The organism is Nocardioides donggukensis, assembly GCF_014842875.1.
In the GTDB taxonomy this organism is placed as follows: domain Bacteria; phylum Actinomycetota; class Actinomycetes; order Propionibacteriales; family Nocardioidaceae; genus Nocardioides; species Nocardioides donggukensis.
In genome coordinates this window covers 63,140-89,447 of the sequence record NZ_JACYXZ010000004.1, presented here as the reverse complement: position 1 = coordinate 89,447, position 26,308 = coordinate 63,140, and the positions used below count along the sequence as shown (strand labels likewise).

Sequence of the window (26,308 nt, the reverse complement as noted above, 5' to 3'; positions counted from 1 at the left end):
GGCGGGGAGTGCTGTTTCGGTCATCCGGCCGACGAGCTGTCGGCTGTGGTGGCCAGGGCAGCCCTCCTCGTCCCGGGCACGCCGGTGCCGTGGTGAGCTGCCGGTGGGCTTCGAGCATGGCCGGGCCGTACCAGGTCAGCAGTCGACCGCCGCGAGCGTCCGTGTCGAACTCGTGCTGAAGCTTGAAGACGCGCTCAATCAGCTCAGGTCAGGATGGTCACCCCGTGCGGACCGTAGATCCGTCGCGAGAGCTTCGAAGGTTCGAATCCTTCACCTGCCACCGCCGACGAGCGGCCACCCCCGGGTGGCCGCTCGTCGCACGTCGGGCCGGGCCGCACTTCCCCGGACCGGGCCCGGGTGGCAGGGTCGACCCATGTCGACACCAGCGCCGAGTCACACCGTCGGGGAGACCGGCACCCCGCTCATCGAGCAGACCATCGGGGACAACCTCGACGCCACGGCGGCCCGGTTCCCCGACCGGGAGGCGGTCGTGGACGTCCAGGCCGGGACCCGGTGGACCTATGCCGAGCTGGTCTCCGACGTGGACCGGCTGGCCCGCGCGCTGCTCGCGCACGGGGTCTCCCAGGGCGACCGGGTGGGCATCTGGTCCCCGAACCGGGCCGAGTGGACCCTGGTGCAGTACGCCACGGCGAAGGTCGGGGCGATCCTCGTCAACGTCAACCCCGCCTACCGCACCCACGAGGTCGCCTACGTCGTGAACCAGGCCGGCATCTCGATGATGCTGGTGGCCGAGTCGTTCAAGACCAGCGACTACCCGGCGATGCTCGCCGAGGTCCGCGACGAGTGCCCGGACCTGACCAGCGTCGTGGTGTTCGGGCAGCGCAGCTGGTCCGAGCTGATGACCCGCTCCTCGGAGGTGGGCGCGGACCGGCTGGCGCAGGTGCAGGGCGGCCTGCGGCCGGAGGACCCGATCAACATCCAGTACACCTCCGGCACGACGGGCTTCCCGAAGGGCGCCACGCTGAGCCACCGCAACATCCTCAACAACGGCTGGTTCGTCGGCGAGGGCTGCGGCTACACCGAGGAGGACCGGATCTGCATCCCGGTGCCCTTCTACCACTGCTTCGGCATGGTGATGGGCAACCTGGCGGCCACCACGCACGGCGCCTGCACGGTGATCCCGGCCCCCGGCTTCGACCCCGCGCTGACGCTGGAGGCGGTGCAGCAGGAGCAGTGCACGAGCCTGTACGGCGTGCCGACGATGTTCATCGCGATGTGGTCGCTGCCCGAGTTCGCGTCGTACGACATCTCCCACCTGCGCACGGGGATCATGGCCGGATCGCCCTGCCCGGCGGAGATGATGCGCAAGGTGCTCGACGCCGGGATCACCGACATGGCGATCTGCTACGGGATGACCGAGACCTCCCCGGTCTCGACCCAGACCGCCCCGGGGGACCCGTTCGAGGCGAAGGTGGGGACCGTCGGCCGGGTCGGCCCGCACCTGGAGGTCAAGGTCGTGGACCCCGCCACCGGCGAGACCCTGCCGCGCGGCGAGGCGGGCGAGTTCTGCACCAGGGGCTACTCCGTGATGCTCGGCTACTGGGAGGAGCCGGAGAAGACCGCCGAGGTGCTGGTCGACGGGTGGATGCACACCGGCGACATCGCGGTCATGGACGAGGAGGGGTTCGTCTCGATCACCGGCCGGATCAAGGACATGGTGATCCGCGGCGGGGAGAACATCTACCCCCGCGAGATCGAGGAGTTCCTCTACACCCACCCGGACGTCCTCGACGCCCAGGTCATCGGCGTCCCCGACGAGAAGTACGGCGAGGAGCTGTGCGCCTGGCTGCAGCTGCGGGAGGGCGCAGAGCCGCTGGACGCGGACGCCGTGCGCGCCTTCTGCGCGGGGAGGCTCGCGCACTACAAGATCCCGCGCTACGTCGTGCTGGTCGAGGAGTTCCCGATGACCGTCACCGGCAAGGTGCGCAAGTCGAGATGCGCGCCTCGACCGTCGAGCGGCTCGGCCTCGACGACGCCTGACGACCCGGCGACAGCGGGCTACTGGACGACCGAGGAGAGGAAGGCGTCGGCCTCGGCCCCGGTGAGGACGTCCTCCTCGGCGGGGGCTTCCGGCGCCTCGACGTCCTCGTCGACGCCGGAGACGTCCACGGTGTAGGTGCCGTCGACGGGCACGTCGCCGGCCTCGATGTCGAGGTCGAAGTCGCGGATCACGTCGTCCTCGCCCACCCAGGCCACGATCACCAGGTCGGCCTGGTCGGCGGTGCCGGTGAGGCTGAGCGAGCTCTCGAGCTTCCCTGCGTCCTCCCCGGCCGCCTCGACGGCGTCGGCGTAGGTCACGGTGGTGCTGAACTCGCGGGCCTGGACGCCGTCGATCTCCTTCGTCCCTCCCTCCACGACGTCCTCGGCGGCGCGCAGCGCGATCACGACGCCGGCCAGCCCGGCCGGGTCGAACGTGGCGGCGCCGTCCAGGATGGAGGCCTCCCCCTGGACCCAGCTCTTGCCCTGCGGGATCGCCGGCACCTGCTCGCCCTCGGTGCGGAACCACACCGACTCGCCGTCGGCCCGGATCTCGATCTCGCCGCCGGCCTCGCCCTGCTGCACGGTGATGCCGGCGTCGGCGACCAGCGCCTCGTAGTCCACGGCCCCGGCGGCGGTGAGGCTGATGTCGGTCTCGCCGATGGTCAGCGCCGCCTTGGTGTCCACGACGAACGAGTCGACCCCGAGGGTGGCGTCGACCGCGTCGGCCAGCACCTCGGCCGGCTCACGATCGTCGTCGGCGAACGGGTCGCCGCCGCAGCCCGTGAGGGTCAGGGCGAGGGTGGTCAGGGCGGAGGCGAGGAGAGGAGTGCGCACCGGGGCGTTCTACCACGCGCGGGCCGGCTCCACCCGTCCGACGACCTCTCCCAGCGCGATCCGGCCGCCGCCGCTGCCGGGCGCGGTGTAGCGCAGCACCACCTCGTCCCCGTCCTCCAGGGCCGTGCGCTCGGCGTCCCCGACCGCGAACGGCTCCCGCCAGCCCCAGCTCAGCTCGAGCAGCGAGCCCCGCTGGCCGGGCTCCGGCCCGGAGACGGTGCCGGAGCCGAACAGGTCGCCGGTGCGCAGCGACGCGCCGTTGACGGTCAGGTGGGCCAGCATCTGGGCCGGCGCCCAGTACATCGTCGAGTACGGCGGCCGCGAGACCACGTGGCCGTTCAGCTCGACCTCGACCGCGATGTCCAGCCCGGCCGGACCGTCGACGGCGAGGTAGGGCAGCGGAGCCGGGTCCTGGCCGGGCAGCTCGGTCCAGGCCGCCGCCAGCGCCGCCAGCGGGGTCACCCAGGTGGAGATCGAGGTCGCGAACGACTTGCCGAGGAACGGCCCGAGCGGGACGTACTCCCAGGCCTGCACGTCCCTCGCGGACCAGTCGTTGAGCCCGACCACGCCGAACACGTGGTCGGCCAGGTCGGCGGTCGACACCCGCTCGCCGAGCTCGGTCCCGGCGCCGACGACGAAGCCGAGCTCGGCCTCGATGTCCAGGCGCTGGCTCGGCCCGAAGACCGGCTCGGCGTCGGCCGGACCCTTGCGCTGGCCGTGCGGCCGGACGACCGGTGTGCCCGACGGCAGCACCGTCCCGGCCCGGCCGTGGTAGCCGACCGGCAGGTGCCGCCAGTTGGGCAGCAGCGGCTCCTGGTCGGGCCGGAAGATCCGGCCCACGTTGGAGGCGTGCTCGAGTGAGGCGTAGAAGTCGACGTAGTCGGCCACGGTGAACGGCATCCGCATCGTCACCGACGACACCGGCAGCAGGTGCGGCTCGACCGCGGCCCGGTGCTCGGGCCCGGTGAGGATCTCGACCAGCCAGTCCCGTGCGGTCTCCCACGCCGGCCGGCCCAGCGCGAGGAACGCATCCAGGCTCGGCCGCCGCCACGCCGACGCGAGGTCGGGACCGTCCCCGGGGTCGCCGCCGAGCGTCGCGACCGGCGCCCCGTCCAGCACCAGGTCGCCGATCCGGACGCCGACGCGGGCCGGCTCGCCGGGCCGGTCGAAGACGCCGTACGGCAGGTGGTCGATGTCGTACGGCGACCCCGCGGCGCCCTCGACCCAGGTCTGGGACATTCAGCTCTCCTTCGTCGAGTGGCCCGGGCGGTCCGGGTCGTCCACCAGCCCGAGCCCGACGAGGTCGGTCCACGGCTCGCGGACGCTGCAGGAGCCGAACCCGGTGAACCAGCGCCGGATCCCGGCCATCGCCGGCTCCTCCTGCCCGGCCCAGGCCGCGAGCAGCGCCGCCGGCTCCCGCTCCTCCAGCAGCCCGACCACCTCGTCGGCGGCCGCCCCGTCGAAGCAGCGCCGGGTGGCCAGCAGCAGGTTGAGGAAGCCGTGGTGGGCGATCCCGGTGCCCGGGTCCGCGTGCCGGACGGCGTGGTGCAGCCCGGCCGTGCACTTGAAGGGCGTCTCCCGGTCGAGCGCGGCGTCCACCCAGGCGGCCAGGGTCCGGCTGGCGGGGAAGAGGTCGGCCTCCACGCCGCCGGTGCGGAACTTCAGCCGGAGCTCGGCGCCGGCCACCTCGTCCGCGGCCGAGAGCCACCCGGCGGTGGGGTCGGCCTGCGGGAGCTCGACGTAGACGGGCAGGTCGTCGTCGACGGCCCCGTGGTCGCGGGCCTGGTCCAGCCCGGCCACGATCCGGCGGGCGTTGCCGGCCAGGTCGTCGGGGTCGCGCAGGGCCACCTCCAGGCCGGCCAGCCGGACCCCGGGGAGTCGGGAGACGGTCGAGGCGGCCGGTGCCAGGCCGCCGGCCCCGGTGCCGACGACCACGCTGACCGGGATCGGCCGCTCGACCTCGCCGGTCAGCGCGGCCAGGTCGGCCAGTCGGTGGTCGCCGATCACGAAGCTGCCGACCAGGGTCTCCAGTGGAGTGCCGAGGCGCTCCTGCCAGGCGGCGACCGCGTCCTCGAGGTCGGCGTTGCCGGGCGGGAAGATCGCGGCGTCGTCGACGAGGCCGCGGAAGGCCGAGGGCACGGGGGGAACCGGAGAGCCCGGTGGAACGGTTGCCGAAGCGGGGGACACGGTGCGAGGCTAGCGCAAGCACGCGTGAGCGGACACACGCGTCCGATAGACGAACAGAGGCGAGGGGCGATGGCTCACTACCGGCAGATCGGCGAGGTGCCGCCCAAGCGGCACACCCAGCACCGCGACCCCGAGGGACGCCTCTACTACGAGGAGCTCATGGGGGAGGAGGGGTTCTCCTCGGACTCCTCCCTGCTCTACCACCGTGGTGTCCCGTCGGCGATCGTCGCCTCGGAGGTCTGGGAGCTGCCCGACCAGGCCCGCACGCCCAACCACCCGCTCAAGCCCCGGCACCTGCGGCTGCACTCGCTGGAGACGTCCGGCTGCCCGGTCGAGGGCCGCCGCCTGGTCCTCGGCAACGCCGACGTCCGGATCGGCTACGTGGTCACCGGCACCGACCCCTCGCCGCTCTACCGGAACGCGATCGGCGACGAGTGCGTGTACGTCGAGTCCGGCGGCGGCACCGTCGAGACCGTGCTCGGCACGCTGACCTACCGGGCCGGGGACTACGTGATCCTCCCGCGGGCCACCACCCACCGGTGGCTGCCGAGCGAGCCCTCCCGGCTCTACGCGATCGAGGCGAACAGCCACGTCGCGCCGCCGAAGCGGTACCTCTCCCGCTACGGGCAGCTGCTCGAGCACGCGCCGTACTGCGAGCGGGACCTGCACGGCCCCACCGGGCCGCTGCTGGCCGACCGGCCCGACGGTCCGGAGGGGCCGGAGGGGTCGGAGGGGTCGGAGGGGTCAGACGTCGAGGTGCTGGTCAAGCACCGGGTCCCGGGGCTGCCGGGCGGGGTCGGCGGCACCCGGATGACCTACGCCGGCCACCCGTTCGACGTGGTCGGCTGGGACGGCTGCCTCTACCCCTACACCTTCAACATCGACGACTACATGCCGATCACCGGCAAGGTGCACCAGCCGCCGCCGGTGCACCAGGTCTTCGAGGGCCACAACTTCGTGGTCTGCAACTTCCTGCCGCGCAAGGTCGACTACCACCCGCTGTCGATCCCCGTGCCCTACTACCACTCCAACGTCGACTCCGACGAGGTGATGTTCTACGTCGGCGGCGACTACGAGGCCCGCAAGGGCTCCGGCATCGACATCGGCTCGGTCTCCCTCCACCCCGGCGGGCACGCGCACGGCCCGCAGCCGTCCGCGATCGAGGCGTCGCTCGGCGCGGAGTACTTCGAGGAGTCCGCGGTCATGGTCGACACCTTCGCCCCGCTCGAGCTCGGCGAGGCCGGCCTGGCGGCCGAGGACCCCGCCTACGCCTGGACCTGGGCGGGGCGCTCGACGGGGCCGGACGCCGACGGGGGCCCGGCGGTCTACTCGAACTCCTGAACCGGCCCGGACCCGGCCGTTCGGCCCTACCGTGGGAGGCGTGATCGCCCGCCGTCTGCTCGTCGCCCTCATCACGGTGCCGCTCCTGCTCGTCGCGCTGCCGGCGGCCGGGGTCGAGGGAGCGGACCCGGTGGACCCGCCCGTGATCGGCGTGGTCACCGGTCCGGTCCTCACCGGCGACCCGGCGTACCGGTCGGTCCTGCGGGTCGCACCGGCGACGTGGGACGTCGAGGACGTCACCCTCGGCTACCAGTGGCTGCGCGGCCGACGGGTCGTCGCCGGCGCCACCGCGGCGCGCTACCGGCCCGGCCTCGACGACATCGGCAGGCGGCTGCGGGTCCGGGTCACCGCCACCCGGGACGGATACGCCGACGGCTCGGCCACCTCGGAGCCGGTCCGGGTCCGCCGGGCCCGGCTCGCGCGGGAGCAGCGCCCCACGGTCTCGGGCACCCGGCGCTACCTGCGCACGCTGGAGGCGACCGGGGGCGCCTGGGAGCAGCGGGTCACCCGGACCTTCCGCTGGCTGCGCGGCCAGGAGCCGATCCCCGGCGCGACCGGGCGGACCTACCGGCTGACGGCGCGCGACGTGGGTCGCCGGATCCGGGTGCAGGTCCGGGCCGCCCGGCCCGGGTACGTCGCCGACGGGTGGCGCTCGGCCCGGCCCGGACGGACGCTGCACCGGGTGCCGCTGCGCCGGACGGTGCTCTACTCCGTGCAGACGCGCGGCCGGATCTCCGCGGACCTGCCGCTGTTCAAGCGGCTGGCCCATGCCTCGCTCAACGATCCACGGGGCTGGCGGACCACCGGCATCGGATTCCGGCGGGTGCGCTCGGGTGGCGCGATGACCCTGGTGCTCGCGGAGGCCGCCCGGGTCCCCGACTTCTCGTCCGGGTGCAGCAGCCGCTGGAGCTGCCGGGTCGGGCGCCACGTCGTGATCAACCAGGACCGGTGGAGGTTCGCCTCCCCGGCCTGGCGCGCCTATGGTGGCTCGCTGCGCGGCTACCGGCACATGGTGGTCAACCACGAGGTGGGCCACTGGCTCGGGCACGGTCACCGGTCCTGCCCGGGTCGCGGTGCGGCCGCCCCGGTGATGCAGCAGCAGTCGATCTCGCTGGCTGGCTGTCGCTTCAACCCCTTCCCGACGGTCAGGGAGTGGTTCACCCCACGCTTCCCGTGACCGTCCGACCGACCTGATGGCCGGAGGCCACGACCCCTGATGAGACCGCTCCGCTCCCTGCTGTGGCCGCCGCTCGCCCTGCTCACCTGCCTGCTGCTGCCGATGACCCTCCTCGGCACGTGGACCGCGGAGATCGCGGACGATCCCGACGCCTACGTCGAGGCCGTCGGGCCGCTGGCCGACGACCCGGTGGTCCAGGACGCGGTCGCGGACCGGCTGGTCGCCCTCGTGGCGGAGCAGGCGCCGGTGCTCCCGGAGCCGACCGTGCGACGCACCGTGCTCGCCGTGCTGGACGGCCCGGAGTTCGACCGGGTCTGGGAGCGTGCGAACCTCGCCACCCACGAGCGGGTGGTCGCGATCCTGCGGGACGAGGGCGCCGAGGGGCAGGGGGTCCGTGACGGACGGGTCGGGATCGAGGTCGGCGACCTGCTCACGATCGTGGTCGAGGTGCTGGGGGTCGGCGACCTCGTGGACCCGGGCGACCTGCCGGCGGCGCAGGTCCGGCTCAGGCTGGTCGATGCCGAGGAGCTGGAGCGGGCCCGCACCGGCTACCGGATCCTGGACGCGGCCGGCTCGTGGCTGCCGGTCGCCTGGCTGACCGGGCTGGCGCTGACGCTGCTGCTCGCCCGGCGGCGTACCCGTGCCCTGCTCTGGCTCGGCGTGGGCTCGGCCCTCGCCTGCGGTGCGCTGGTCGCCGGCGTCGGCGTCGCCCGGGGCGGGCTGGTGGCCAGGACCGGTGCCCGCGACGCGGAGCTGGTCGGCGCGGTGTACGACGTGGTGGTCGCCGGACTGCGCCAGGACCTGTGGCTGGCGACCTGGGTGTCGCTCGCGGTCGCCGCCGTGGGCCTGGTGGCGGGGCTGGTCACGGGCCTGGTCCCGGCGCGTCGCGCCGCTCCTTGACCGGTCAGGCCCAAGCCTGGCTGTGGCTGAAGATCAGGTTGGTCTCGGTGAGCGCGACGTCCCGGTTGCCGGAGAGGTGGGCGATCACGAACTCGCGCAGGGACTCGGTGTCGGGCATCGCGACGTGGATGAAGAAGTCGTGGGACCCGGCCAGCAGGTAGGTGTTGCGGACACCGGGCAGGTAGGCCACCGACTGCATGAACTCCACCAGCTGCCCGCGCGCGTGGGACTGCATGCGCACCTGGACCATCGCCTGGATCGGGCGGCCGGTCAGCTCGGGGTCGACGTCGGCGTGGAAGCCGCGGATCACCCCGGCCTCGCGCAGCGCCCGGACCCGGCCCAGGCAGGTCGAGGCCGCGACCCCCACCCGGTCGGCCAGGGCGTTGTTCGGCAGCCGCGCGTCGAGGGCGAGCTCCTCGATGATCGCGGTGTCGACGGCGTCCAGCGCGGGTCGAACGATGTTCGACGGACGCCCCGCCCCCTGCCCCGTCGTCGAACGTGTGCCGGTCATGGGGCCATCCTCGCAGAATCTTCTGCACCGAACTGGCGTCGGACCGCTTCGGACCTTCATCCTTGACCGGTCAGCAGTGTCCCGCATCACACCGAGAAGAGGCCCGGACATGAAGGTCGGCGTGCCGAAGGAAGTCAAGAACCACGAGTACCGGGTGGCGATCACGCCGATCGGCGTGCACGAGCTCAGTGCGCACGGCCACCAGGTGTACATCGAGGCCGGCGCCGGCGTCGGCTCCTCGATCAGCGACGAGGAGTACGTCGCCGCGGGGGCCGAGATCCTGCCGGACGCGGACGCGGTGTGGGGCACCGGCGAGATGGTGCTCAAGGTCAAGGAGCCGGTGGCCGAGGAGTACCACCGCATGCGGGAGGGGCAGACCCTGTTCACCTACCTGCACCTCGCCGCCGACAAGCCGCTCACCGAGGAGCTGATGAAGCGGAAGGTGACCGCGATCGCCTACGAGACCGTGCAGCTGCCCTCCGGCGGGCTGCCGCTGCTCTACCCGATGTCCGAGGTCGCCGGCTGCCTGGCGCCGCAGGTCGGTGCCTACTCCCTGCTCAAGGCCGAGGGCGGCCGGGGCGTGCTCATGGGCGGCGTCGGCGGCGTCGCCAACGCCAAGGTGGTCGTGATCGGCGCCGGTGTCGCGGGGCAGAACGCCGCCAACATCGCCCTCGGGATGGGCGCCGACGTGACCCTGCTCGACACCGACCTGGACAAGCTGCGGATGTCGTTCTGGCGCTACAACAACCGGGTGCACGGCCTGGCCTCGTCCAAGCTCGCGATCGAGCAGCAGGTCACCGAGGCCGACCTGGTCATCGGCGCGGTGCTGATCCCCGGCGCGAAGGCGCCCAAGCTCGTGACCAACGACCTGGTCTCCCGGATGAAGCCGGGCTCGGTGCTGGTCGACATCGCGGTCGACCAGGGCGGCTGCTTCGAGGACACCCGGCCGACGACGCACGCGGACCCCACCTACCCGGTGCACGACTCGGTCTTCTACTGCGTGGCCAACATGCCGGGCGCGGTGCCCAACACCTCGACGTACGCGCTGACGAACGCGACCATGCCCTACACCGTGGCGGTGGCCGACAAGGGCTGGCAGCAGGCCTGCCGCGACGACCAGTCGCTGGCGCTGGGGCTGAACACGCACGCCGGGGACCTGACCTACGCGCCGGTCGCGGAGGCGCACGACCTGGCCGCCGTCCGCCTCGAGGACGCGTTGGCCGGCTGAGCCGAGGTGTGTGCCGTGCCGGAGGGCGCCCGGTTGACCCCGGGGTGAGACTGGAGCCATGAGCAACCCCGAGCGCGACCCGGACGAGGTCGTCTGCGCCTCCGAGGCGGCCCCGGCGGGCGTGGAGGTGCTGACCGCCCGCGACGTCCCGCTCGGGGGGCCGCGAGCGATGCGGGTCCGCCGGACCCTCCCGCAGCGGCACCGGTCGCTGGTCGGCGCCTGGTGCTTCGTCGACCACTACGGGCCCGACGACGTCGCCGACACCGGTGGGATGAGCGTGGCGCCGCACCCGCACACCGGTCTGCAGACCGTCAGCTGGCTGTTCACCGGGGAGATCGAGCACCGGGACAGCGCGGGGAACCAGGCGATGGTCCGGCCCGGCGAGCTGAACCTCATGACCGCCGGGCACGGCATCAGCCACTCCGAGGTCTCCTCGCCGCGGACCGCGACCCTGCACGGGGTGCAGCTGTGGGTGGCGCTGCCGGCCGAGAGCCGGGACGGCGCGGCCGGCTTCGCCCACCACGTCCCGGAGCCGGTGACCGGCGACGGCTGGGAGGCGCGGGTCTTCCTCGGACGCCTCCTCGGGACCGCCTCGCCGGTGCCGACCCACACCCCGCTGCTGGGTGCCGAGCTGCTCCTGCGGGCGGGGACCACGCTCGCCCTCGACGTGGCGGAGTCCTTCGAGCACGCGGTGCTGGTCGACTCCGGGCTCGTCGGCGTCGCCGGCCAGGAGGTCAAGGCCACCGAGCTGGGCTACGTGGCGCCCGGCCGGCAGCGGCTCGAGCTCACGGCGTACGACGACGCGCGGGTGCTGCTGCTGGGGGGCGAGCCGCTGGGCGAGGCGATCGTCATGTGGTGGAACTTCGTCGGCCGCAGCCACGAGGAGATCGTCGCCTTCCGGGCGGAGTGGCAGCGCCAGATCGCGGCCCCTGCCCCGGACGGGCAGGACGGGCCGGCCGGGCACGACGGGCCGGACGGGCACGACGGGCCGGACGGGCCGGTGGTCGCCGACGGCCAGGAGGTGCGCGACGGCCGGTTCGGCGTGGTCATCGGAGACCACCTGCCGCCGATCCCGGCCCCGCCGCTGCCGAACGCTCGGCTCAAGCACCGGCCCTGAGCCCCGGGTCGGGTGACCGGCGGCCGATCGGGTGACCACCTGGCCACTCGACCGGGCTCGGGGGCGGCCCTAGAGTCAGGGGATGGACCACGACTTCACCGGCCTGCGGGCCATGTTCGTCAACTGCACGCTCAAGCGGAGCCCCGAGCTCAGCCACACCGGTGGCCTGATCGAGGCCAGCGCCGCGGTCATGCGCAAGCACGGCGTCGAGGTCGAGGTGCTGCGCGCGGTCGACCACGACATCGCCACCGGCGTCTACCCGGACATGCGCGAGCACGGGTGGAAGCACGACGCCTGGCCCGAGATCTACCCGCGGCTGCTCGACGCGGACATCCTCGTGATCGGCGGCCCGATCTGGCTCGGCGACAACGCCAGCATCACCAAGCTGGTGATCGAGCGGCTCTACGCGCTGTCCGGGATGCTCAACGACGACGGGCAGTCGCTGTTCTACGGCCGGGTCGCCGGCTGCCTGATCACCGGCAACGAGGACGGCATCAAGCACTGCGCGCAGAACGTGCTCTACTCGCTCGGCCACATCGGCTACACGATCCCGCCCCAGGCCGACGCCGGCTGGATCGGGGAGGCCGGCCCCGGTCCGTCGTACCTCGACGAGGGCAGTGGCGGGCCGGAGAACGACTTCACCAACCGGAACACGACGTTCATGACCTGGAACCTCATGCACCTGGCGAAGATGCTCAAGGACGCCGGCGGGATCCCGACCTACGGCAACCAGCGCCCGGCCTGGAGCGAGGGCGCCCGGTTCGACTACGAGAACCCGGAGTACCGCTCCTGACCGGACGCCGCTACCGCCTGCTGCGGGCCTTCTTCTCCTTGGGGGGCAGGGTGGCGATGTGGGCGCAGGCCCGTGCCACCCAGTCCGCGGCGACCTCGTCGCCCATGCCGGCCGGGAGCGCCTGGTAGCCGCCCATCGGCCGCTCGGGCGGCCCGAACGGACCGACCCCCGGGTACGCCGGCCAGCTCGGCCGCCGCGTCGCCGTCCAGCTTGACCCCGATGGAGGAGCCGAACAGGCCGGCGAACATGTTGCCGTTCACGAAGGCGCCGAGTTGGCCGAACATCGGCCTCACCTCGACGCCCGGTGCGGCCGGGGCGAGCGCGCGGAACCGGTCCTTGTCCGCGTCGCTCGCCGTCGGCATCCTCACGACCGGCTCACATCCCGGGGATCGGCTGGACCTCGTGCACCTCGATCTCGCAGCCACCCGGCATGTTCAGGTGCGGGTGGTTGCGGGCCAGGTCGAGCGCGGCCTCGGTGCTGTCGGCCTCCAGGATGGTGTAGCCGGTCACCTCGCGCCGGCTCGGCTCGGTGCCGTCGGTGGTGACCCGGACGCCGTTGCCGAGCGGGGCGCCGAAGTCGACCATCTGGTCGCCGACCTTGCCGGCCCAGGCGGTCCACTCGCCCATGATCGCCTCCATCTGCTCGGGCGTCGGCTGAGGGGCGTCGGCAGGGGCCGCCGGGGCGTGGTAGACGAAGACGAACTTGCTCATGACTCTCTCCTTGATGGGTGATGGGTGGTGCTGCCGGCTGGGGTCAGCCGACCGAGACGGGGGTGCGTCCGGAGTACGCCGCCAGGCTGTCCAGCGACGAGGCGCCCGACCACGGCTCGACCTCGTCGCCGAAGGCGCCGCGCGAGCGGGACCCGGGGATGATCTGCTCGGCCAGGCCCCGGACATAGCCCACGAGCTCCTCGGAGGCCTCGATCTTCTGGCCGCTGGCCTGGGCGAAGTCCCAGCCGTGGAGGAGCAGCTCGATGGACAGGATGCTGGCCGCGAACCCGGCCGGCATCTCGTGCCCGCCCGGCCCGGGCACGCTGCCGTCCAGGCCCCGGGCCCGCCAGCCGGTGATCGCCTGGTCGGCCATGACCGAGACCCGGTTCTCCAGGGATCCGGTCTCGGGGTTGCGGACCTCCACGCCGGCCATCGAGCCCAGGCCGACGAGGGAGCCGAACAGGTGCTCGGCCACACCGTGGCAGTCGAACTCGCTGCACGGGGTCGGCTTGGTCCGGTCCTCGTCGGTCAGACCGCGCAGCACGGGCTGGAGCACGGCGAGGGCGGCCTCGGCCGCGACGAGTTGGTCGAGGTGCTCCGGCGCCGTCGACCACTCGTCCACTCCGGCGTCGCCGGAGCCGGCCAGGGTCTCGAGGCGACCGAGGTAGTGGTTCCAGCCCTCGGCGTGGCTGGCCGCCTGCTGGTCGGTCAGGTCGGCGTGCTCGAGGGTGACCCGGGTGCCGCCGTCGACGGGCTCCACGGTCACGGTCACCGTCGAGGCGTCGGGCGGCAGCTCGGTGCTGCCCTCCCAGCCCCAGCCGAAGACGACCCGCCGGCCGGGCTCGACCTCGCGGAACGTGCCGGCGGCGATGTGACCCGGGGTCACCGTCCACCGGTAGCCGCCCCCGGCGCGCAGGTCGACGGCGGCCGAGACGGTCTGCCAGCGGCGCAGGCGCTCCGGCTCGGTGATCAGTGCGAACGCCTCGTCGGGGCCGACGGGCAGGACGGCGCTCTTGGTGTAGGTCTGGCTCATGGTGTCTCTCGCTCTCCTCGGACCGGCCGGTGCGGCCGGTCGCTGGTGTGGTCACTGCTTCGGTCGGTGTGCTCGTGCCTCTGGTGCGCGTCCGAGACGAGCAGGTCGAGCTCGTGGGTCCAGAAGCGGTTGATCTCGGCCTGCAGGTCGTGCAGCCCCCCGGGCAGCACCCGGTAGATGCGCTGTCTGCCGACCTTCTCCGCCGCCACCAGCCCGACCTGCTCGAGCAGCAGCAGGTGCTGGGAGATGGCCGACCTGGTGACCGGGAACTCCGCCGCGATCTCGCTGACCGTCCGCGGCCGGGGCGCCAGCAGCTGCAGGATGCGTCGCCTGGTCGGCTCGGCGGCTGCGGAGAGGGCGTCGGTCACGTCTAATACGTTAGCAACGACTAACGCTTTGGTCAACGGAGGGACGTTGGGAGATGTCGAGGGGGCGCCGCCGCGCGGTGGACGTGGTCACCGGCGAGAATGGTCGTCATGTCCGAGCCCACCAGCGCCGTGCCCGGAGACGACGGGGTGCCGCGCTGCCCCTGGGCGGGCCCGCCCGGGCTGATGCGCGACTACCACGACACCGAATGGGGGATGCCGGTCCGCGGCGAGTCCGCGGTGTTCGAGCGGCTGACCCTCGAGGCCTTCCAGTCCGGGCTCTCCTGGCTGATCATCCTGCGCAAGCGCCCGGCCTTCCGGGCCGCGTTCGACGGGTTCGACGTCGACGCGATCGCGGCGTACGACGACCGGAGGGTCGCGGACCTGCTGACCGACGCCGGGATCGTCCGCAACCGGCTGAAGGTCGAGGCGACCCGCACCAACGCCCGGGCGGCCGTCGCGCTCCGCGAGGACGGGGGGCTCGAGGCGCTGGTCGAGTCGTTCCGGCCCGAGCGCACCCCCGAGCCGGCCGACCTCACCCAGGCGCCGACCACGTCGCCGGAGTCGGTGGCGCTGTCCAAGGCCTTGAAGGAGCGGGGCTTCACGTTCGTCGGCCCGACCACCATGCACGCGCTCATGGAGGCGATCGGCATCGTCGACACGCACCTGGTCGGGTGCCACCGCCGCGGAGCGAGTGGCCTGTGGGGTTGACCCGCGCGCTGCCCCACGGCGTACTCGCGCGCCAGTAGCGTGACCGGCATGGATCCCGTCCACGCCTTCGGCGACGACGCCCTCGGTGCCCACGACGCGGTCGGCGTGGTCGAGGCACTGCGGTCCCGCCGGGTGTCGGTGCCCGAGGTGGTCGAGGCCGCGATCGCCCGGGTGGAGCGGGTGGACCCGGTGCTGAACACGATGGCCCACACCGACTTCGACCGGGCCCGCTCCGCGTCGCGGGACCCGCGCGGCGGCTACTTCTCGGGCGTGCCGACCGTCCTCAAGGACAACGTCGACGTCGCCGGGATGCCCACCCGGCACGGGTCCGACGCCTTCGACAGCCCGCCGCGGGAGGCCGACGGCGACTTCGCGCGGATGTACCTCGCGACCGGCCTGCTGTCCCTCGGCAAGAGCCAGCTCTCCGAGTTCGGCTTCAGCGCCGCCGCCGAGCACGCCCGGCTGGGCCCGGTCCGCTCGCCCTGGGACCCGGACCGCTCGGCGGGCGCCTCGTCAGCGGGCGCCGCCGCGCTGGTCGCCTCGGGTGCGGTGCCGATCGCCCACGCCAACGACGGTGGTGGCTCGATCCGGATCCCCGCCGCCGTCAACGGCCTGGTCGGCCTCAAGCCGACCCGGAGCCGACTGGCGCAGGACAAGGTGATGCGCGAGATGCCGGTGCGGATCGTCTCGGACGGCGTGCTCACCCGGTCGGTGCGCGACACGGCGGCGTTCCTGCGCGAGGCCGAGAAGGTCTACCGCGACCTCAAGCTGGCGCCGGTCGGCGACATCACCCGACCCGGCCCGAAGCGGCTGCGGGTGGCCGTGGTGACCGAGGCCGGTGGCCGGGCGGCGAGCCCGGAGGTGGAGGGGCTGACCCGGGACACCGCCGACCTGCTGATGGAGCTCGGCCACGAGGTCGAGGAGGTTCCCGCGCCCGTGCCGGCGCACTTCGCCGACGACTTCCTCCTCTACTGGTCGATGCTGGCGATGGTCGTGCTGCGCAGCGGCCGGCTCGCGCACGGTCGCAGCTGGGACCCGGCCCGGCTCGACAACCTGACGCTCGGGCTGGCCCGGCACTGCACCCGCAACCTGCACCGGCTGCCGCTCGCCACCGCCCGGCTCGCCGCCTCCAAGGTGTTCTCGGCCCGGTTCCACCGCCGCTACGACGTGGTGCTGACGCCCACGCTCGCCACCGAGACGCCGCGGGTCGGCCACCTCTCGCCCACCCGGGACTACGAGGAGATCATGGACCGGCTCATGGAGTGGGTGGTGTTCACCCCGCTGCAGAACGCCACCGGTGAGCCGGCGATCTCGCTCCCCCTCGCCCGCACCGCCGCCGGCCTGCCGCAGGGGATGATGTTCGGTGCCGCGGCCGGCCAGGAGGCGCAGCTGCTCGAGCTCGCCCTCGAGCTGGAGGCCGCCCGGCCCTTCCCGCGGATCCAGGACGCCTGAGCACGGACCCGCCCACCAGCCCGGCGGCGGGAACGGACCCCCGCGAGCCCGGATCCGCCCAACGGCCGCAATTGCGGGCGTCTGACATGTTTTCGGGCCAAGAACATGTCAATCGGCCGCAATTGCGGCCGTTCGGCGCGTCCGCCACCCCCGTACGCCGACGCCTCGCCCGCCCGCTCAACCCTCCCGCGGGACGACCATCAGCGTCTGGGCGGACCGGGCCACGATCCCCAGCTCGTCGTGGACGACCGAGGTGGCCACGCCGACCGCGGACGGCCCGAGCGTGGTCTCGGCGTCGAGGCACACCCACTCCCCGACGGGCTCGCGGAGCAGGTGCACGGTCAGCTCGGTGTTCATGAAGGTCCACTCCCGCAGGTCCAGCACCGCCGACACCCCGGAGGCCGAGTCGACACAGGCCATCAGCATCGGGAACCCGGTCAGCGGCTCGTCGGGGAGCAGCGGGACCCGTGGCCGCATCCACACCGTCGCCGGACCGGGCCGGCCGACGGAGCCCGCCACCCAGTGCCAGTCGACGTGGTCGATGTACCCCGGCGACCACCCCTCCGGGAACGACGTGGTCCGCCCCTGGGTGGGCGCGTGCCCCGGGGGCGTCGTCGTACCGGGGCCGGAGTCGGAGCGGGGGAGCGCCCAGGCCCGGGCCACCGCGCACGGACGGCCCGCGGTCTCGTCGTGGAGGGTCGCCTCAACCAGGCTCACCCGCCGGCCCGGTCGGAGCGCCGCGGTGGCGACGCGCAGGGGACCCAGCGGCACCGGGCCGAGCAGGTCGATGCTGATCCGGGCCAGCACCTGTTCGGCGCCGAGTGCTCGTGCGAGTGCCCGCGTGAGCAGGGCCGACGGAGGTCCGCCGTGCTGTGCCGAGTCGGACCACGGACCCGCCGTGGCGGGTGTCGGGAGCCAGCTGTCGGGGTCGTCCGCGGGGAGGTAGAAGGAGCCCTCCGGATCCGATTTCATGATCTCCCTTCGGCCTGTGTATTGTTCTTCGTCGTTGCCCCTTTAGCTCAGTCGGCAGAGCGTCTCCATGGTAAGGAGAAGGTCTACGGTTCGATTCCGTAAAGGGGCTCTGGGTCGGTTCTCACGGCATGATGGTGGCCGGTGAGGCACCCGCCCCGGTGGCGGGGTAGCTCAGGTGGTTAGAGCACACGACTCATAATCGTGGTGTCGCGGGTTCGAGTCCCGCTCCCGCTACTCAAGACGCGACGCACCAACATCGAAGAAGGAACTCATCGTGGCCAGCAAGAGCTCTGACGTTCGTCCGAAGATCACGCTTGCGTGTGTCGACTGCAAGGAACGCAACTACATCACCAAGAAGAACCGGCGCAACGACCCGGACCGCCTGGAGATGGCGAAGTTCTGCCCGCGCTGCCGCAAGCACACGGCGCACCGCGAGACCCGCTGACGCCGCATCCTCCTTCCGCGAGGGCGGACCTGCCGAGACATCGGCGGGTCCGCCCTCGTGCTGTTCCCGGGCCGGTCGAGTGCCCGGGTGGCTGCCGGGGCGAGCACCCGGGCGCCCGACCCGGCTAGGTTGGGGGCATGGCCATCGACACCGACCTGGTCGGACGGGCGTTCCCGCCGACCGAGCCCTACCGGGTCACCGACGTCAAGCTCCGGGAGTTCGCGGCAGCCACCGGGGCGCCGTACGACGGGACCGCGCCGGCGACGTTCCCGATCGTGTTGGCGTTCGAGGCGATGAACGCCTTCCTGGAGGCCGAGCAGATCGACCTGTTCCGGATCGTGCACGGGGAGCAGCGCTTCTCCTACGAGCGGCCGCTGATGGCGGGTGACCAGCTCGTCGCGACGCTCACCGTCGACTCGGTCCGCAGCATCGGCGGTGCCGACATCATCGGCACCAGCAGCGTGCTCACCGACGACTCGGGAGCCGTCGTGTGCACGACCAAGGCGACCCTCGTGCACCGGGGGGCGGACGCATGATCGCGGGCACCGACCTCGAGCCCCAGTCGTACGTCGTCACGCGGGGCGACCTGGTCCGCTACGCCGGCGCCAGTGGCGACTTCAACCCGATCCACTGGTCGGACCGGGTGGCCACCTCGGTCGGCCTGCCCGGGGTGATCGCCCACGGCATGTACACGATGGCCCTCGCCGCACGCGCGGTCGACGCCTGGGCCGGCGGCCCGGGGCGGGTGGTCGAGCTGGGCGCGAAGTTCACCAAGCCCGTCGTGGTGCCCGACGACGATGAGGGAGTCGGGATCGAGGTCACCGGCACGGTGAAGTCGGTCGAGGACGGGCTGGCGACGATCGGGCTCGAGGTCACCTCCGGTGGCGCGAAGGTGCTCGGTGCCGCGCGGGCGGTCGTGCGTGTCTGAGCGGCACCACCCGGCCGAGGTCCCGCACCTGTCCCAGCACACCACGCTCCGCCTGGGTGGGCCGGGCGCCCGATGGGTGCGCGCGGAGACCGAGCAGGACCTGGTCGACGCGGTGCGGTCGGCCGACGCCGCGGACCAGCCCGTGCTGCTCGTCGCCGGCGGCAGCAACCTGGTGGTCGCCGACGCGGGCTTCCCCGGCACCGTCGTCGAGGTCGCCACCCGCGGCGTGCGACCCGATGTCGAGCCCGGGGCCGACCCCTCGTGCGGCGGGGTGCTGGTCACGGTCGCCGCCGGCGAGTCCTGGGACACGCTGGTCGCGCGGGCGGTGCGCGAGGGGTGGTCCGGCATCGAGGCCCTCTCCGGCATCCCCGGCAGCGTGGGCGCCACCCCGATCCAGAACGTCGGCGCCTACGGCCAGGAGGTCTCGCAGACGGTGGCGTCGGTCCGGGCGTTCGACCGGGTCGAGCGCCGGGTCCGCACGATCGCCGCGGCCGACTGCGGCTTCGGCTACCGGCACAGCCGGTTCAAGGCCGAGCCGGACAGGTTCGTCGTGCTCACGGTGACCTTTCAGCTGCCGGTCGGCGGCCTCGGCTCGCCGGTCGGGTACGCCGAGCTGGCCCGAGCCCTCGACGTCGGGATCGGGGAGCGGGCGCCCCTGGCCGACGTACGCCGGGCGGTGCTGGCCCTGCGCGCCGGCAAGGGCATGGTCCTCGACGCCGACGACCACGACACCTGGAGCGCGGGCTCCTTCTTCACCAACCCGGTCCTGCCGGCCGACGTCGCCGAGCGGCTCCCGGCCGAGGCCCCCCGGTTCGCCCAGCCGGACGGCTCGGTGAAGACCAGCGCGGCCTGGCTCATCGAGCGGGCCGGCTTCGGCAAGGGCTACGGCCTGGACCGCGACGGTGCCCGCGTGGGCCTGTCCACCAAGCACACGCTGGCGCTCACCAACCGCGGGGGCGCCTCCACCGCCGAGCTGCTGGACCTGGCCCGCGAGGTGCGCGCCGGTGTCGAGGAGCGGTTCGCGGTCCGCCTCGTCAACGAGCCCGTGCTGGTCGCCTGCACCCTGTGAGGCCGACACTGGCGACGGGTCGGCGGTCCCGAGGCCGACACTGACGACGGGTCGGCGGTCCTGAGGCCGACACTGACGACGGGTCGGCGGGGCTCAGGCCGACACTGGCGACGGGTCGAGCCAGGTGTCGATGTCGGCGAGGGCCCGGGCGACCAGGTCGGAGGGGGCCCGCGAGGCCTGGAACGACATCCGCGCCAGCTCGGCCAGCTGCTCGTCGGAGAGGTCGTGCGCGGCGCGCATGGTGGCGTACTGCCCCTCCAACCGGGAGCCGAACAGCAGCGGGTCGTCCGCGCCCAGCGCCACCGTGGCCCCCGCCTCGAGCAGCTGCGGCAGCGGCACCGAGGTCAGGTCGGAGTAGACCCCGAGCGCCACGTTGGACACCGGGCACACCTCGAAGGCCACCCCGCGGGCCACCAGCCGGTCCAGCAGGGCCGGGTCCTCCGTGGCCCGGACGCCGTGCCCCAGCCGGCCGGCGCGCAGCTCCTCGACGCAGGCGTGCACGTGGGCCGGCCCGGCCAGCTCGCCCCCGTGCGGCGCCAGCAGCAGCCCGGCCCGGTCGGCGATCGCGAACGCCGGCGCGAAGTCGGACGTGGTGCCGCGCCGCTCGTCGTTGGAGAGCCCGAAGCCGACCACGCCGCGGCCGGCGTACTGCGCGGCCAGCCGGGCCAGGGTGCGGGCGTCCAGCGGGTGCCGGGTCCGGTTGGCGGCGACCAGCACGGCGATCCCGAGCCCGGTCCGGGCCGAGGCGTCCCGGACCGCGTCGAGCACCAGGTCGGTGAACGCGGTGATCCCGCCGAACCGGGCGGCGTACCCGCTCGGGTCGACCTGGATCTCCAGCCAGCGCCCGCCGTCCGCGACGTCGTCCTCGGCCGCCTCGAGCACCAGTCGCCGGACGTCCTCGGGCGTCCGCAGCACCGAGCGGGCCACGTCGTAGAGCCGCTGGAACCGGAACCAGCCCTTCTCGTCCGCCGCGGAGAGCCGGGGCGGCCAGTCCGCCACCAGCGCCTCCGGCAGGTGTACGCCGTCGCGCGCGGCCAGCTCCACCAGCGTCCCGTGCCGCATCGACCCCGTGAAGTGCAGGTGCAGGTGTGCCTTCGGCAGTGAGGCGAGCTCGCGCCGCCGCCCGCTCACGCCGACCCGTCCGAGCCTGGACGGAAACGACGGGTCGGCACGTCAGGCGAAGAGCTTCTGCAGGCGGGTGATGCCCTCGGCCAGGTCGTCGTCGCCCAGGGCGTAGGAGAGCCGCAGGTAGCCGGGGGAGCCGAACGCCTCCCCGGGCACCACGGCGACCTCGGCCCGCTCGAGGATGTACTCGGCCAGCTGCGTGGAGTCCTCGGCGACCACACCGTCCTCGCCCAGCGGCCGCCCGAGCAGGCCCTTCACCGACGGGTAGGCGTAGAACGCACCGTGCGGGGTGGGGCAGACGACGCCGTCGATCTCGTTGAGCATCGTCACGATCGTCCTTCGGCGCCGGTCGAAGGCGAGCTTCATCTCCTCCACCGCGGCCAGGTCCCCGGAGACCGCCGCCAGCGCGGCCCGCTGGGCCACGTTGGAGACGTTCGAGGTCGCGTGCGACTGGAGGTTGGTGGCGGCCTTGACCAGGTCGGCCGGGCCGATCATCCAGCCGACCCGCCAGCCGGTCATCGCGTAGGTCTTGGCCACCCCGTTGACGACCACGCAGTGGTCGGCGAGCGAGGGGCAGAGCACCGGCAGCGACCCGGTCTCGACGCCGTCGTAGACGAGGTGCTCGTAGATCTCGTCGGTGAGCACCCAGAGGCCGTGCTCCTCGGCCCAGCGGCCGATCGCCCGGATCTCCTCGGCGGTGTAGACGGCCCCCGTCGGGTTGGACGGCGAGACGAACAGGAGCACCTTCGTCGCCTCGGTGCGCACCGCCTCGAGCTGCTCGGGGGTGACCTTGTAGTCCTGGGTCTCGTCGGCGAGCACCTCGACCGCGGTGCCGCCGGCGAGCTGGATCGACTCGGGGTAGGTCGTCCAGTACGGCGCGGGCACGATCACCTCGTCGCCGGGATCGAGCATCGTCGCGAAGGCGGCGTAGATCGCCTGCTTGCCGCCGTTGGTGACCAGCACCTGGCTCGGCTCGATCTCGAGCCCGCTGTCGCGCCGGGTCTTCTCGACGATCGCCTTCTTCAGCTCGGGGAGGCCGCCGGCGGGGGTGTAGCGGTGGTTCTTCGGGTCCCGGCAGGCCTCCACCGCCGCCTCGACGACGTAGTCGGGGGTGGGGAAGTCGGGCTCGCCGGCGCCGAACCCGATGACCGGGCGGCCCTCGGCCTTGAGGGCCTTGGCCTTGGCGTCGACCTTGAGCGTGGCGGACTCGGCGATGCTGCCGATCCGGTTCGAGACGCGGCGGTCACGGGCGGCGTGGTGGGCGCACATGGCACCATCGTAGAGGCGGCCGGGCAGCGGCGCGCAGGCCCGTTCACCGGCCGGGGCGGCCCGGGCGGGCGGGCGGTTTGGACGAGTCCTCGGCTTTGCACGTAGACTCCCCGTTTGGTGGATCGCACCATGCTCAGTCATGCCCTCAGGCCGGATCCGGTCGGGGGACCTCGGGGCGGACCGCGGATCCACCGGAGGGCACTAGCTCAACTGGCAGAGCATCGGTCTCCAAAACCGAAGGTTGGGGGTTCAAGTCCCTCGTGCCCTGCGAACAGGCAGCAACCGTCGAGGACAGCGGAAGGTGAGGAACGTGTCGGACAGCAGCGACGCAGCCCGGCGATCGGGCGGCGAGAGCCGCGAGCGCACGAACCCGGTCACCTTCTACCGCCAGGTCGTCGCCGAGCTGCGCAAGGTCGTCTGGCCCACCCAGCAGCAGCTGATCACCTACTTCATCGTGGTCATGGTGTTCGTGCTGGTGATGATGACGATCGTGTCGTTGCTCGACCTGGGCTTCGGCCAGCTCGTCTTCGAGATCTTCGCCGGCCGCAACGCCCAGTAGCGCCGCGGCCACCAGCATCCCCGGGCCGGGGGGCGACCCCGCAGGCCAGACCATCGATCCACGAGAAGCACGGAGTCATCACGTGTCGGAGCAGTACGACGAGCAGGTAGCCGCCGAGGCGCCTGAGGTCGAGCCCATCGGCGAGTCGGAGCCGGAGTCGTCCGCGGACGCCTCCGCGCCCGAGGCCGCACCGGACGACTCCCCCGAGGCGGCCCAGGACGCCGAGCCGGCCGCGGAGCCGGAGGCGGCGGACGAGTCCGGCGAGGAGCCCGAGGCCGGCGACCAGGCTGGCGACGAAGCGGGCGAGGAGGAGAGCGACGCCCTCGAGGAGTTCCGGCGTGCGCTGTGGGCCAAGCCGGGCGACTGGTACGTCGTCCACACCTACTCCGGCATGGAGAACCGGGTGAAGGCCAACCTCGAGAACCGGATCATCTCCTTGAACATGGAGGACTACATCCACGAGATCGTGGTCCCCATCGAGGAGGTCGCCGAGATCAAGAACGGCCAGCGCAAGCTCGTCAAGCGCACCGTCCTCCCCGGCTACGTGCTGGTCCGGATGGACCTCACCGACGAGTCGTGGGCCGCGGTCCGGCACACCCCCTCGGTCACCGGCTTCGTCGGCCACAGCCACCAGCCGGTGCCGCTGAGCATGGCCGAGGTCGAGGGCATGCTCGCCCCGGCCGTCGTGGCCGCCGCCGAGGCCGAGGCCAGCGCGGCCGGCACGCCGACCGGCGCCGCCGGCGGTGCGGCGAAGAAGCCCGTCGAGGTCGCCGACTTCGACGTGTCCGACTCGGTCATGGTGGTGGACGGGCCGTTCGCGACCCTGCACGCCACGATCACCGAGATCAACGCCGAGTCGCAGAGGGTCAAGGCCCTCGTCGAGATCTTCGGCCGGGAGACCCCGGTCGAGCTGAGCTTCAGCCAGATCCAGAAGGTCTGAGCCGGGCCCGAGCCCGCGAGGGCCGGACGCACGACATGTGGCAGGGGAACCACCCCGTCATGACCACGAGAGAGAGAAGGAAATGCCCCCGAAGAAGAAGAAGGTCGCTGCCCTGGTCAAGGTGCAGCTGCAGGCCGGCGCAGCAACTCCGGCTCCGCCGGTGGGTACCGCCCTCGGTCCCCACGGCGTGAACATCATGGACTTCTGCAAGGCTTACAACGCGCAGACCGAGTCGATGCGCGGCAACGTGATCCCGGTCGAGATCACGATCTACGAGGACCGGTCGTTCACCTTCATCACGAAGACGCCGCCGGCCGCGGAGCTGATCAAGAAGGCCGCCGGCCTCAAGAAGGGCTCGTCGGTCCCGCACAAGGACAAGGTCGGCAAGCTGACCAAGGACCAGGTGCGCGAGATCGCGACGACCAAGCTCCCCGACCTCAACGCCAACAACGTCGACGCCGCGATGAAGATCGTGGAGGGCACCGCCCGCTCGATGGGCATCACGACCGACTGACCCTGCCGGTCGAGCCGGCCGCACCGCGGTCGACCCGACGCGTCACGGACAGGACCTGACAACAGTGGCAGAGCCGCGCTGGCTCACCGAGACCACACCTGGACAGAAGAGAGAACCAGACATGCAGCGCAGCAAGACCTACCGCGCAGCGGCCGCGTCGTTCGACCAGGACGAGCTCCACGCCCCGCTGACCGCGATCAAGATCGCCAAGTCCGCCAGCAAGAAGAAGTTCGACGAGACCGTCGACGTGGTCATGCGTCTCGGCGTCGACCCCCGCAAGGCCGACCAGATGGTGCGCGGCACCGTGAACCTGCCGCACGGCACCGGCAAGACCGCCAAGGTCCTGGTCTTCGCGAACGCCGAGAAGGCCGACGCCGCCCGTGAGGCCGGCGCCGACATCGTCGGCGGCGACGAGCTCATCGACAAGGTGGCCGGCGGCTGGACCGACTTCGACGCCGTGGTCGCCACCCCGGACATGATGGGCAAGGTCGGCCGGCTCGGCCGCGTGCTCGGCCCCCGCGGCCTGATGCCGAACCCGAAGACCGGCACGGTGACCCCCGACGTCGCCAAGGCCGTCTCCGACATCAAGGGCGGCAAGATCGAGTTCCGGGTGGACCGGCACGCCAACCTGCACTTCATCATCGGCAAGGCGTCGTTCGCCGAGGTGCAGCTGGCCGAGAACTACGCCGCCGCCCTCGAGGAGGTGCTGCGGCTCAAGCCGTCCAGCTCCAAGGGTCGCTACATCAAGCGGGTCACCGTCTCGACCACGATGGGCCCCGGTGTCCAGGTCGACCCGAACCGGACGCGCAACGTCGCCGAGGAGGAGGAGGGCCAGGCCTGACCGGCCACCCTCTCCGGTGACGGCCGCCCGACGGCCGCACGACGACCCGACGGGCCCGGTGCCCGGGCGCTCACGCGCCCGGCCCGGGCCGTCGGCGTTCGCCGGTGTCGCGTGGGAGCCGCGGTCAGTCCTGGAAGAGCCGCTCGTCGACGAGCTGCTCGGTGACCATGTGGCCGTCGGACTCGAAGCGGCTCTGTTCGAAGCGCTTGCGGAACTCGAGGTTCACGCCGTCCTTGCCCTGCCGGTTCTTCTCCAGGGTCAGCACCGCCCACTGGTGGAACCGCTCGGCGTTGCCGATGTCGTAGACGAGGTGGTGCCGGGCCACGACGTCGTACTTGTGGTTGAAGATGAGGACCACGTCGGCCTCGTAGGCCAGCGCGGAGGAGCCACGCAGGTGCTGGACCCGCATCCGCTTGCCGGCCTGGATGCCGGCCCGGTCGGAGGCCACCACGGCGAGCACGGGCATCTCCCCGTCGATCGCGAAGTCCTTGAGGCTCTCCACGATCACGCCGGTGCGGTCCTCGTCGCTGAGCCCGGGGGTCGGGACCTTGACCTTCTGCAGGTAGTCCACGATCACCAACGGCATCTGGCCGGTGCTCCGCCAGACCTCCTCGACGCAGCTGCTGATGACCTCGAGGTCGGTGGAGGTGCCGGTGGACCGGTGGATGTGCAGCCGGTCGGCGTAGTCCCGCACCGCCTTCAGGGCCTCGTCGCCGCCCCGCAGCCCGGTCATCCGGTCGTCGAGGGAGGCCGAGTTGGTGTGGTCCTCGAAGGCCGCCCGGACCTTGTCGAGACCGGGCGAGTCGACGCCGTAGCGCTCACCCGCCTCCAGCGTCACCAGCCGCTGCATGAGGTCCTCGGGGTCGTGCTCGTAGCTGAAGTAGACCGCGACGTGGCCGGCACACACGGCGTTGCGCGCGACCTGCAGGGCGAACGTCGTCTTGCCCAGCCCCTGGGGGCCGGCGACCAGCGCCAGGCTGCCGGCCCGGAAGCCGCCCCCGAGGGCCAGGTCGAGCGACTCGAACCCGGTCGGCCAGACGCGGGCCGCTCCGTCGGCGGCGGCGCGCAGGCGGTCGTCGGTGCGCTCCAGCACCCGGCTCAGGGTGGTCAGCTGATCGTCCACGCCGCCCATTGTCGCGCTCGCGACGCCGATCCGCGGGATTTGCCGACAATTGGGGTCACCCCGATTTGTCCCGCCCGGCCGGGGCTGCGTAGACTCCCGTTCCGAATCCAGAGACCGCCGGTCGTCGTGCTGCCCAGCAGTGTGACCGAAGGAACCGTAGAG

29 protein-coding genes, 3 tRNA genes and 1 pseudogene are annotated in these 26,308 nt (G+C 72.6%); 20 read left to right on the top strand and 13 right to left on the bottom strand.

Annotation, left to right across the window (positions count from 1 at the left end; genetic code table 11):
- Nucleotides 1-373: 373 nt before the first annotated feature.
- Nucleotides 374-2,137, top strand: coding sequence for an AMP-binding protein (locus tag IE331_RS14175; protein ID WP_192144119.1), 1,764 nt, complete (start codon nt 374-376; stop codon nt 2,135-2,137).
- Here IE331_RS14175 and IE331_RS14170 read toward each other — a convergent pair.
- From IE331_RS14170 to IE331_RS14160, 3 genes are read right to left on the bottom strand one after another with little or no spacing between them, the layout of a single operon-like run.
- Nucleotides 2,020-2,835: a hypothetical protein gene (locus IE331_RS14170; protein ID WP_192144118.1), complete on the bottom strand. Its 816-nt coding sequence runs from the start codon at nt 2,833-2,835 to the stop codon at nt 2,020-2,022. The two genes, IE331_RS14175 and IE331_RS14170, sit on opposite strands and share 118 nt — an antisense overlap.
- 9 nt (nt 2,836-2,844) lie before the next feature.
- On the bottom strand, nt 2,845-4,074 hold the full coding sequence (gene fahA / locus IE331_RS14165) for a fumarylacetoacetase (protein ID WP_192144117.1): 1,230 nt from the start codon (nt 4,072-4,074) through the stop codon (nt 2,845-2,847).
- Nucleotides 4,075-4,974, bottom strand: coding sequence for a hypothetical protein (locus tag IE331_RS14160; protein ID WP_192144116.1), 900 nt, complete (start codon nt 4,972-4,974; stop codon nt 4,075-4,077). It abuts the gene before it with no gap.
- Nucleotides 4,975-5,091: 117 nt separating this feature from the next.
- On the opposite strand from IE331_RS14160, the gene IE331_RS14155 reads away from it, so the two are divergent.
- The 3 genes from IE331_RS14155 to IE331_RS14145 are packed head-to-tail and all read left to right on the top strand — an operon-like array spanning nt 5,092 to nt 8,440.
- Complete coding sequence (locus IE331_RS14155) at nt 5,092-6,363, top strand: homogentisate 1,2-dioxygenase (protein ID WP_192144115.1); 1,272 nt, start codon at nt 5,092-5,094, stop codon at nt 6,361-6,363.
- A 40-nt stretch (nt 6,364-6,403) separates the two neighbouring features.
- Nucleotides 6,404-7,540, top strand: a complete 1,137-nt coding sequence (locus IE331_RS17030) for a DUF3152 domain-containing protein (protein ID WP_192144114.1) — start codon at nt 6,404-6,406, stop codon at nt 7,538-7,540.
- A gap of 39 nt (nt 7,541-7,579) precedes the next feature.
- On the top strand, nt 7,580-8,440 hold the full coding sequence (locus IE331_RS14145; RefSeq protein WP_192144113.1) for a DUF305 domain-containing protein: 861 nt from the start codon (nt 7,580-7,582) through the stop codon (nt 8,438-8,440).
- A gap of 4 nt (nt 8,441-8,444) precedes the next feature.
- Here IE331_RS14145 and IE331_RS14140 read toward each other — a convergent pair whose 3' ends face one another.
- Entirely contained in the window at nt 8,445-8,951 is a 507-nt protein-coding gene (locus tag IE331_RS14140; RefSeq protein ID WP_192144112.1) for an Lrp/AsnC family transcriptional regulator, read from the bottom strand.
- A gap of 109 nt (nt 8,952-9,060) precedes the next feature.
- Between IE331_RS14140 and ald the strand changes: the two genes are divergently transcribed.
- From ald to IE331_RS14125, 3 genes are all read left to right on the top strand, one after another.
- On the top strand, nt 9,061-10,179 hold the full coding sequence (gene ald / locus IE331_RS14135) for an alanine dehydrogenase (RefSeq protein ID WP_192144111.1): 1,119 nt from the start codon (nt 9,061-9,063) through the stop codon (nt 10,177-10,179).
- A 58-nt stretch (nt 10,180-10,237) separates the two neighbouring features.
- Complete coding sequence (locus IE331_RS14130; protein ID WP_192144110.1) at nt 10,238-11,296, top strand: pirin family protein; 1,059 nt, start codon at nt 10,238-10,240, stop codon at nt 11,294-11,296.
- An 82-nt stretch (nt 11,297-11,378) separates the two neighbouring features.
- Complete coding sequence (locus IE331_RS14125) at nt 11,379-12,089, top strand: flavodoxin family protein (protein WP_192144109.1); 711 nt, start codon at nt 11,379-11,381, stop codon at nt 12,087-12,089.
- Between the two features lie 10 nt (nt 12,090-12,099).
- On the opposite strand, the gene IE331_RS16805 is transcribed toward IE331_RS14125, so the two are convergent.
- The 5 genes and pseudogenes from IE331_RS16805 to IE331_RS14105 all read right to left on the bottom strand — a co-directional run bounded on the left by IE331_RS16805 (nt 12,100) and on the right by IE331_RS14105 (nt 14,201).
- Nucleotides 12,100-12,225 (bottom strand): hypothetical protein, encoded by a 126-nt coding sequence (locus tag IE331_RS16805; RefSeq protein ID WP_263863383.1) that lies wholly within the window; start codon nt 12,223-12,225, stop codon nt 12,100-12,102.
- A 55-nt stretch (nt 12,226-12,280) separates the two neighbouring features.
- Nucleotides 12,281-12,451: pseudogene (locus IE331_RS17105) on the bottom strand (TfoX/Sxy family protein); the annotation flags it as partial.
- A gap of 13 nt (nt 12,452-12,464) precedes the next feature.
- A complete protein-coding gene (locus IE331_RS14115) occupies nt 12,465-12,800 on the bottom strand; it encodes a YciI family protein (protein ID WP_192144108.1) in 336 nt (111 codons plus the stop codon).
- A 43-nt stretch (nt 12,801-12,843) separates the two neighbouring features.
- Complete coding sequence (locus tag IE331_RS14110; protein WP_192144107.1) at nt 12,844-13,833, bottom strand: TIGR03086 family metal-binding protein; 990 nt, start codon at nt 13,831-13,833, stop codon at nt 12,844-12,846.
- Nucleotides 13,830-14,201 (bottom strand): ArsR/SmtB family transcription factor, encoded by a 372-nt coding sequence (locus IE331_RS14105; RefSeq protein ID WP_192144106.1) that lies wholly within the window; start codon nt 14,199-14,201, stop codon nt 13,830-13,832. The genes IE331_RS14110 and IE331_RS14105 overlap by 4 nt, the downstream gene beginning before the upstream one ends.
- 108 nt (nt 14,202-14,309) lie before the next feature.
- Here IE331_RS14105 and IE331_RS14100 point away from each other — a divergent pair, with 108 nt between their 5' ends.
- Complete coding sequence (locus IE331_RS14100) at nt 14,310-14,909, top strand: DNA-3-methyladenine glycosylase I (RefSeq protein ID WP_192144105.1); 600 nt, start codon at nt 14,310-14,312, stop codon at nt 14,907-14,909.
- A gap of 48 nt (nt 14,910-14,957) precedes the next feature.
- The gene (locus IE331_RS14095; RefSeq protein ID WP_192144104.1) at nt 14,958-16,361 is read left to right on the top strand and encodes an amidase; all 1,404 of its coding nucleotides are present in this window, start codon (nt 14,958-14,960) and stop codon (nt 16,359-16,361) included.
- 177 nt (nt 16,362-16,538) lie between these two features.
- Here IE331_RS14095 and IE331_RS14090 read toward each other — a convergent pair whose 3' ends face one another.
- Nucleotides 16,539-17,333, bottom strand: a complete 795-nt coding sequence (locus IE331_RS14090) for a thioesterase family protein (RefSeq protein ID WP_192144103.1) — start codon at nt 17,331-17,333, stop codon at nt 16,539-16,541.
- A gap of 36 nt (nt 17,334-17,369) precedes the next feature.
- Between IE331_RS14090 and IE331_RS14085 the strand changes: the two genes are divergently transcribed.
- The 6 genes from IE331_RS14085 (at nt 17,370) to IE331_RS14060 (ending at nt 19,775) form a co-directional block, all read left to right on the top strand.
- Nucleotides 17,370-17,442: transfer RNA gene (locus IE331_RS14085), tRNA-Thr, on the top strand.
- 51 nt (nt 17,443-17,493) lie between these two features.
- Nucleotides 17,494-17,567 (top strand) — tRNA-Met (locus IE331_RS14080).
- Nucleotides 17,568-17,607: 40 nt separating this feature from the next.
- The gene (gene rpmG / locus IE331_RS14075) at nt 17,608-17,778 is read left to right on the top strand and encodes a 50S ribosomal protein L33 (RefSeq protein ID WP_192144102.1); all 171 of its coding nucleotides are present in this window, start codon (nt 17,608-17,610) and stop codon (nt 17,776-17,778) included.
- A 137-nt stretch (nt 17,779-17,915) separates the two neighbouring features.
- Entirely contained in the window at nt 17,916-18,314 is a 399-nt protein-coding gene (locus IE331_RS14070; RefSeq protein WP_192144101.1) for an FAS1-like dehydratase domain-containing protein, read from the top strand.
- Nucleotides 18,311-18,706: a MaoC/PaaZ C-terminal domain-containing protein gene (locus IE331_RS14065; protein ID WP_192144100.1), complete on the top strand. Its 396-nt coding sequence runs from the start codon at nt 18,311-18,313 to the stop codon at nt 18,704-18,706. Before IE331_RS14070 ends, IE331_RS14065 begins: the two co-directional genes overlap by 4 nt.
- The gene (locus IE331_RS14060) at nt 18,699-19,775 is read left to right on the top strand and encodes a UDP-N-acetylmuramate dehydrogenase (RefSeq protein WP_192144099.1); all 1,077 of its coding nucleotides are present in this window, start codon (nt 18,699-18,701) and stop codon (nt 19,773-19,775) included. Before IE331_RS14065 ends, IE331_RS14060 begins: the two co-directional genes overlap by 8 nt.
- Nucleotides 19,776-19,868: 93 nt before the next feature.
- Here the strand turns inward: IE331_RS14060 and IE331_RS14055 are convergent, their stop codons facing one another.
- Both IE331_RS14055 and IE331_RS14050 read right to left on the bottom strand, forming a co-directional pair.
- Entirely contained in the window at nt 19,869-20,906 is a 1,038-nt protein-coding gene (locus tag IE331_RS14055; protein WP_192144098.1) for an adenosine deaminase, read from the bottom strand.
- A 42-nt stretch (nt 20,907-20,948) separates the two neighbouring features.
- Nucleotides 20,949-22,169: a pyridoxal phosphate-dependent aminotransferase gene (locus IE331_RS14050; RefSeq protein WP_192144097.1), complete on the bottom strand. Its 1,221-nt coding sequence runs from the start codon at nt 22,167-22,169 to the stop codon at nt 20,949-20,951.
- A gap of 195 nt (nt 22,170-22,364) precedes the next feature.
- Between IE331_RS14050 and IE331_RS14045 the strand changes: the two genes are divergently transcribed.
- The 5 genes from IE331_RS14045 to rplA all read left to right on the top strand — a co-directional run bounded on the left by IE331_RS14045 (nt 22,365) and on the right by rplA (nt 25,023).
- Nucleotides 22,365-22,437: transfer RNA gene (locus IE331_RS14045), tRNA-Trp, on the top strand.
- 42 nt (nt 22,438-22,479) lie between these two features.
- Nucleotides 22,480-22,728: a preprotein translocase subunit SecE gene (gene secE / locus IE331_RS14040; RefSeq protein WP_192144096.1), complete on the top strand. Its 249-nt coding sequence runs from the start codon at nt 22,480-22,482 to the stop codon at nt 22,726-22,728.
- 82 nt (nt 22,729-22,810) lie between these two features.
- Entirely contained in the window at nt 22,811-23,668 is an 858-nt protein-coding gene (nusG, locus tag IE331_RS14035; protein WP_318646827.1) for a transcription termination/antitermination protein NusG, read from the top strand.
- 82 nt (nt 23,669-23,750) lie between these two features.
- Nucleotides 23,751-24,182, top strand: a complete 432-nt coding sequence (gene rplK / locus IE331_RS14030; RefSeq protein WP_192144095.1) for a 50S ribosomal protein L11 — start codon at nt 23,751-23,753, stop codon at nt 24,180-24,182.
- Between the two features lie 121 nt (nt 24,183-24,303).
- Nucleotides 24,304-25,023 (top strand): 50S ribosomal protein L1, encoded by a 720-nt coding sequence (gene rplA / locus IE331_RS14025; RefSeq protein WP_192144094.1) that lies wholly within the window; start codon nt 24,304-24,306, stop codon nt 25,021-25,023.
- A gap of 124 nt (nt 25,024-25,147) precedes the next feature.
- On the opposite strand, the gene IE331_RS14020 is transcribed toward rplA, so the two are convergent.
- Nucleotides 25,148-26,146: a DnaB-like helicase C-terminal domain-containing protein gene (locus IE331_RS14020; RefSeq protein WP_192144093.1), complete on the bottom strand. Its 999-nt coding sequence runs from the start codon at nt 26,144-26,146 to the stop codon at nt 25,148-25,150.
- Nucleotides 26,147-26,308 lie beyond the last annotated feature (162 nt).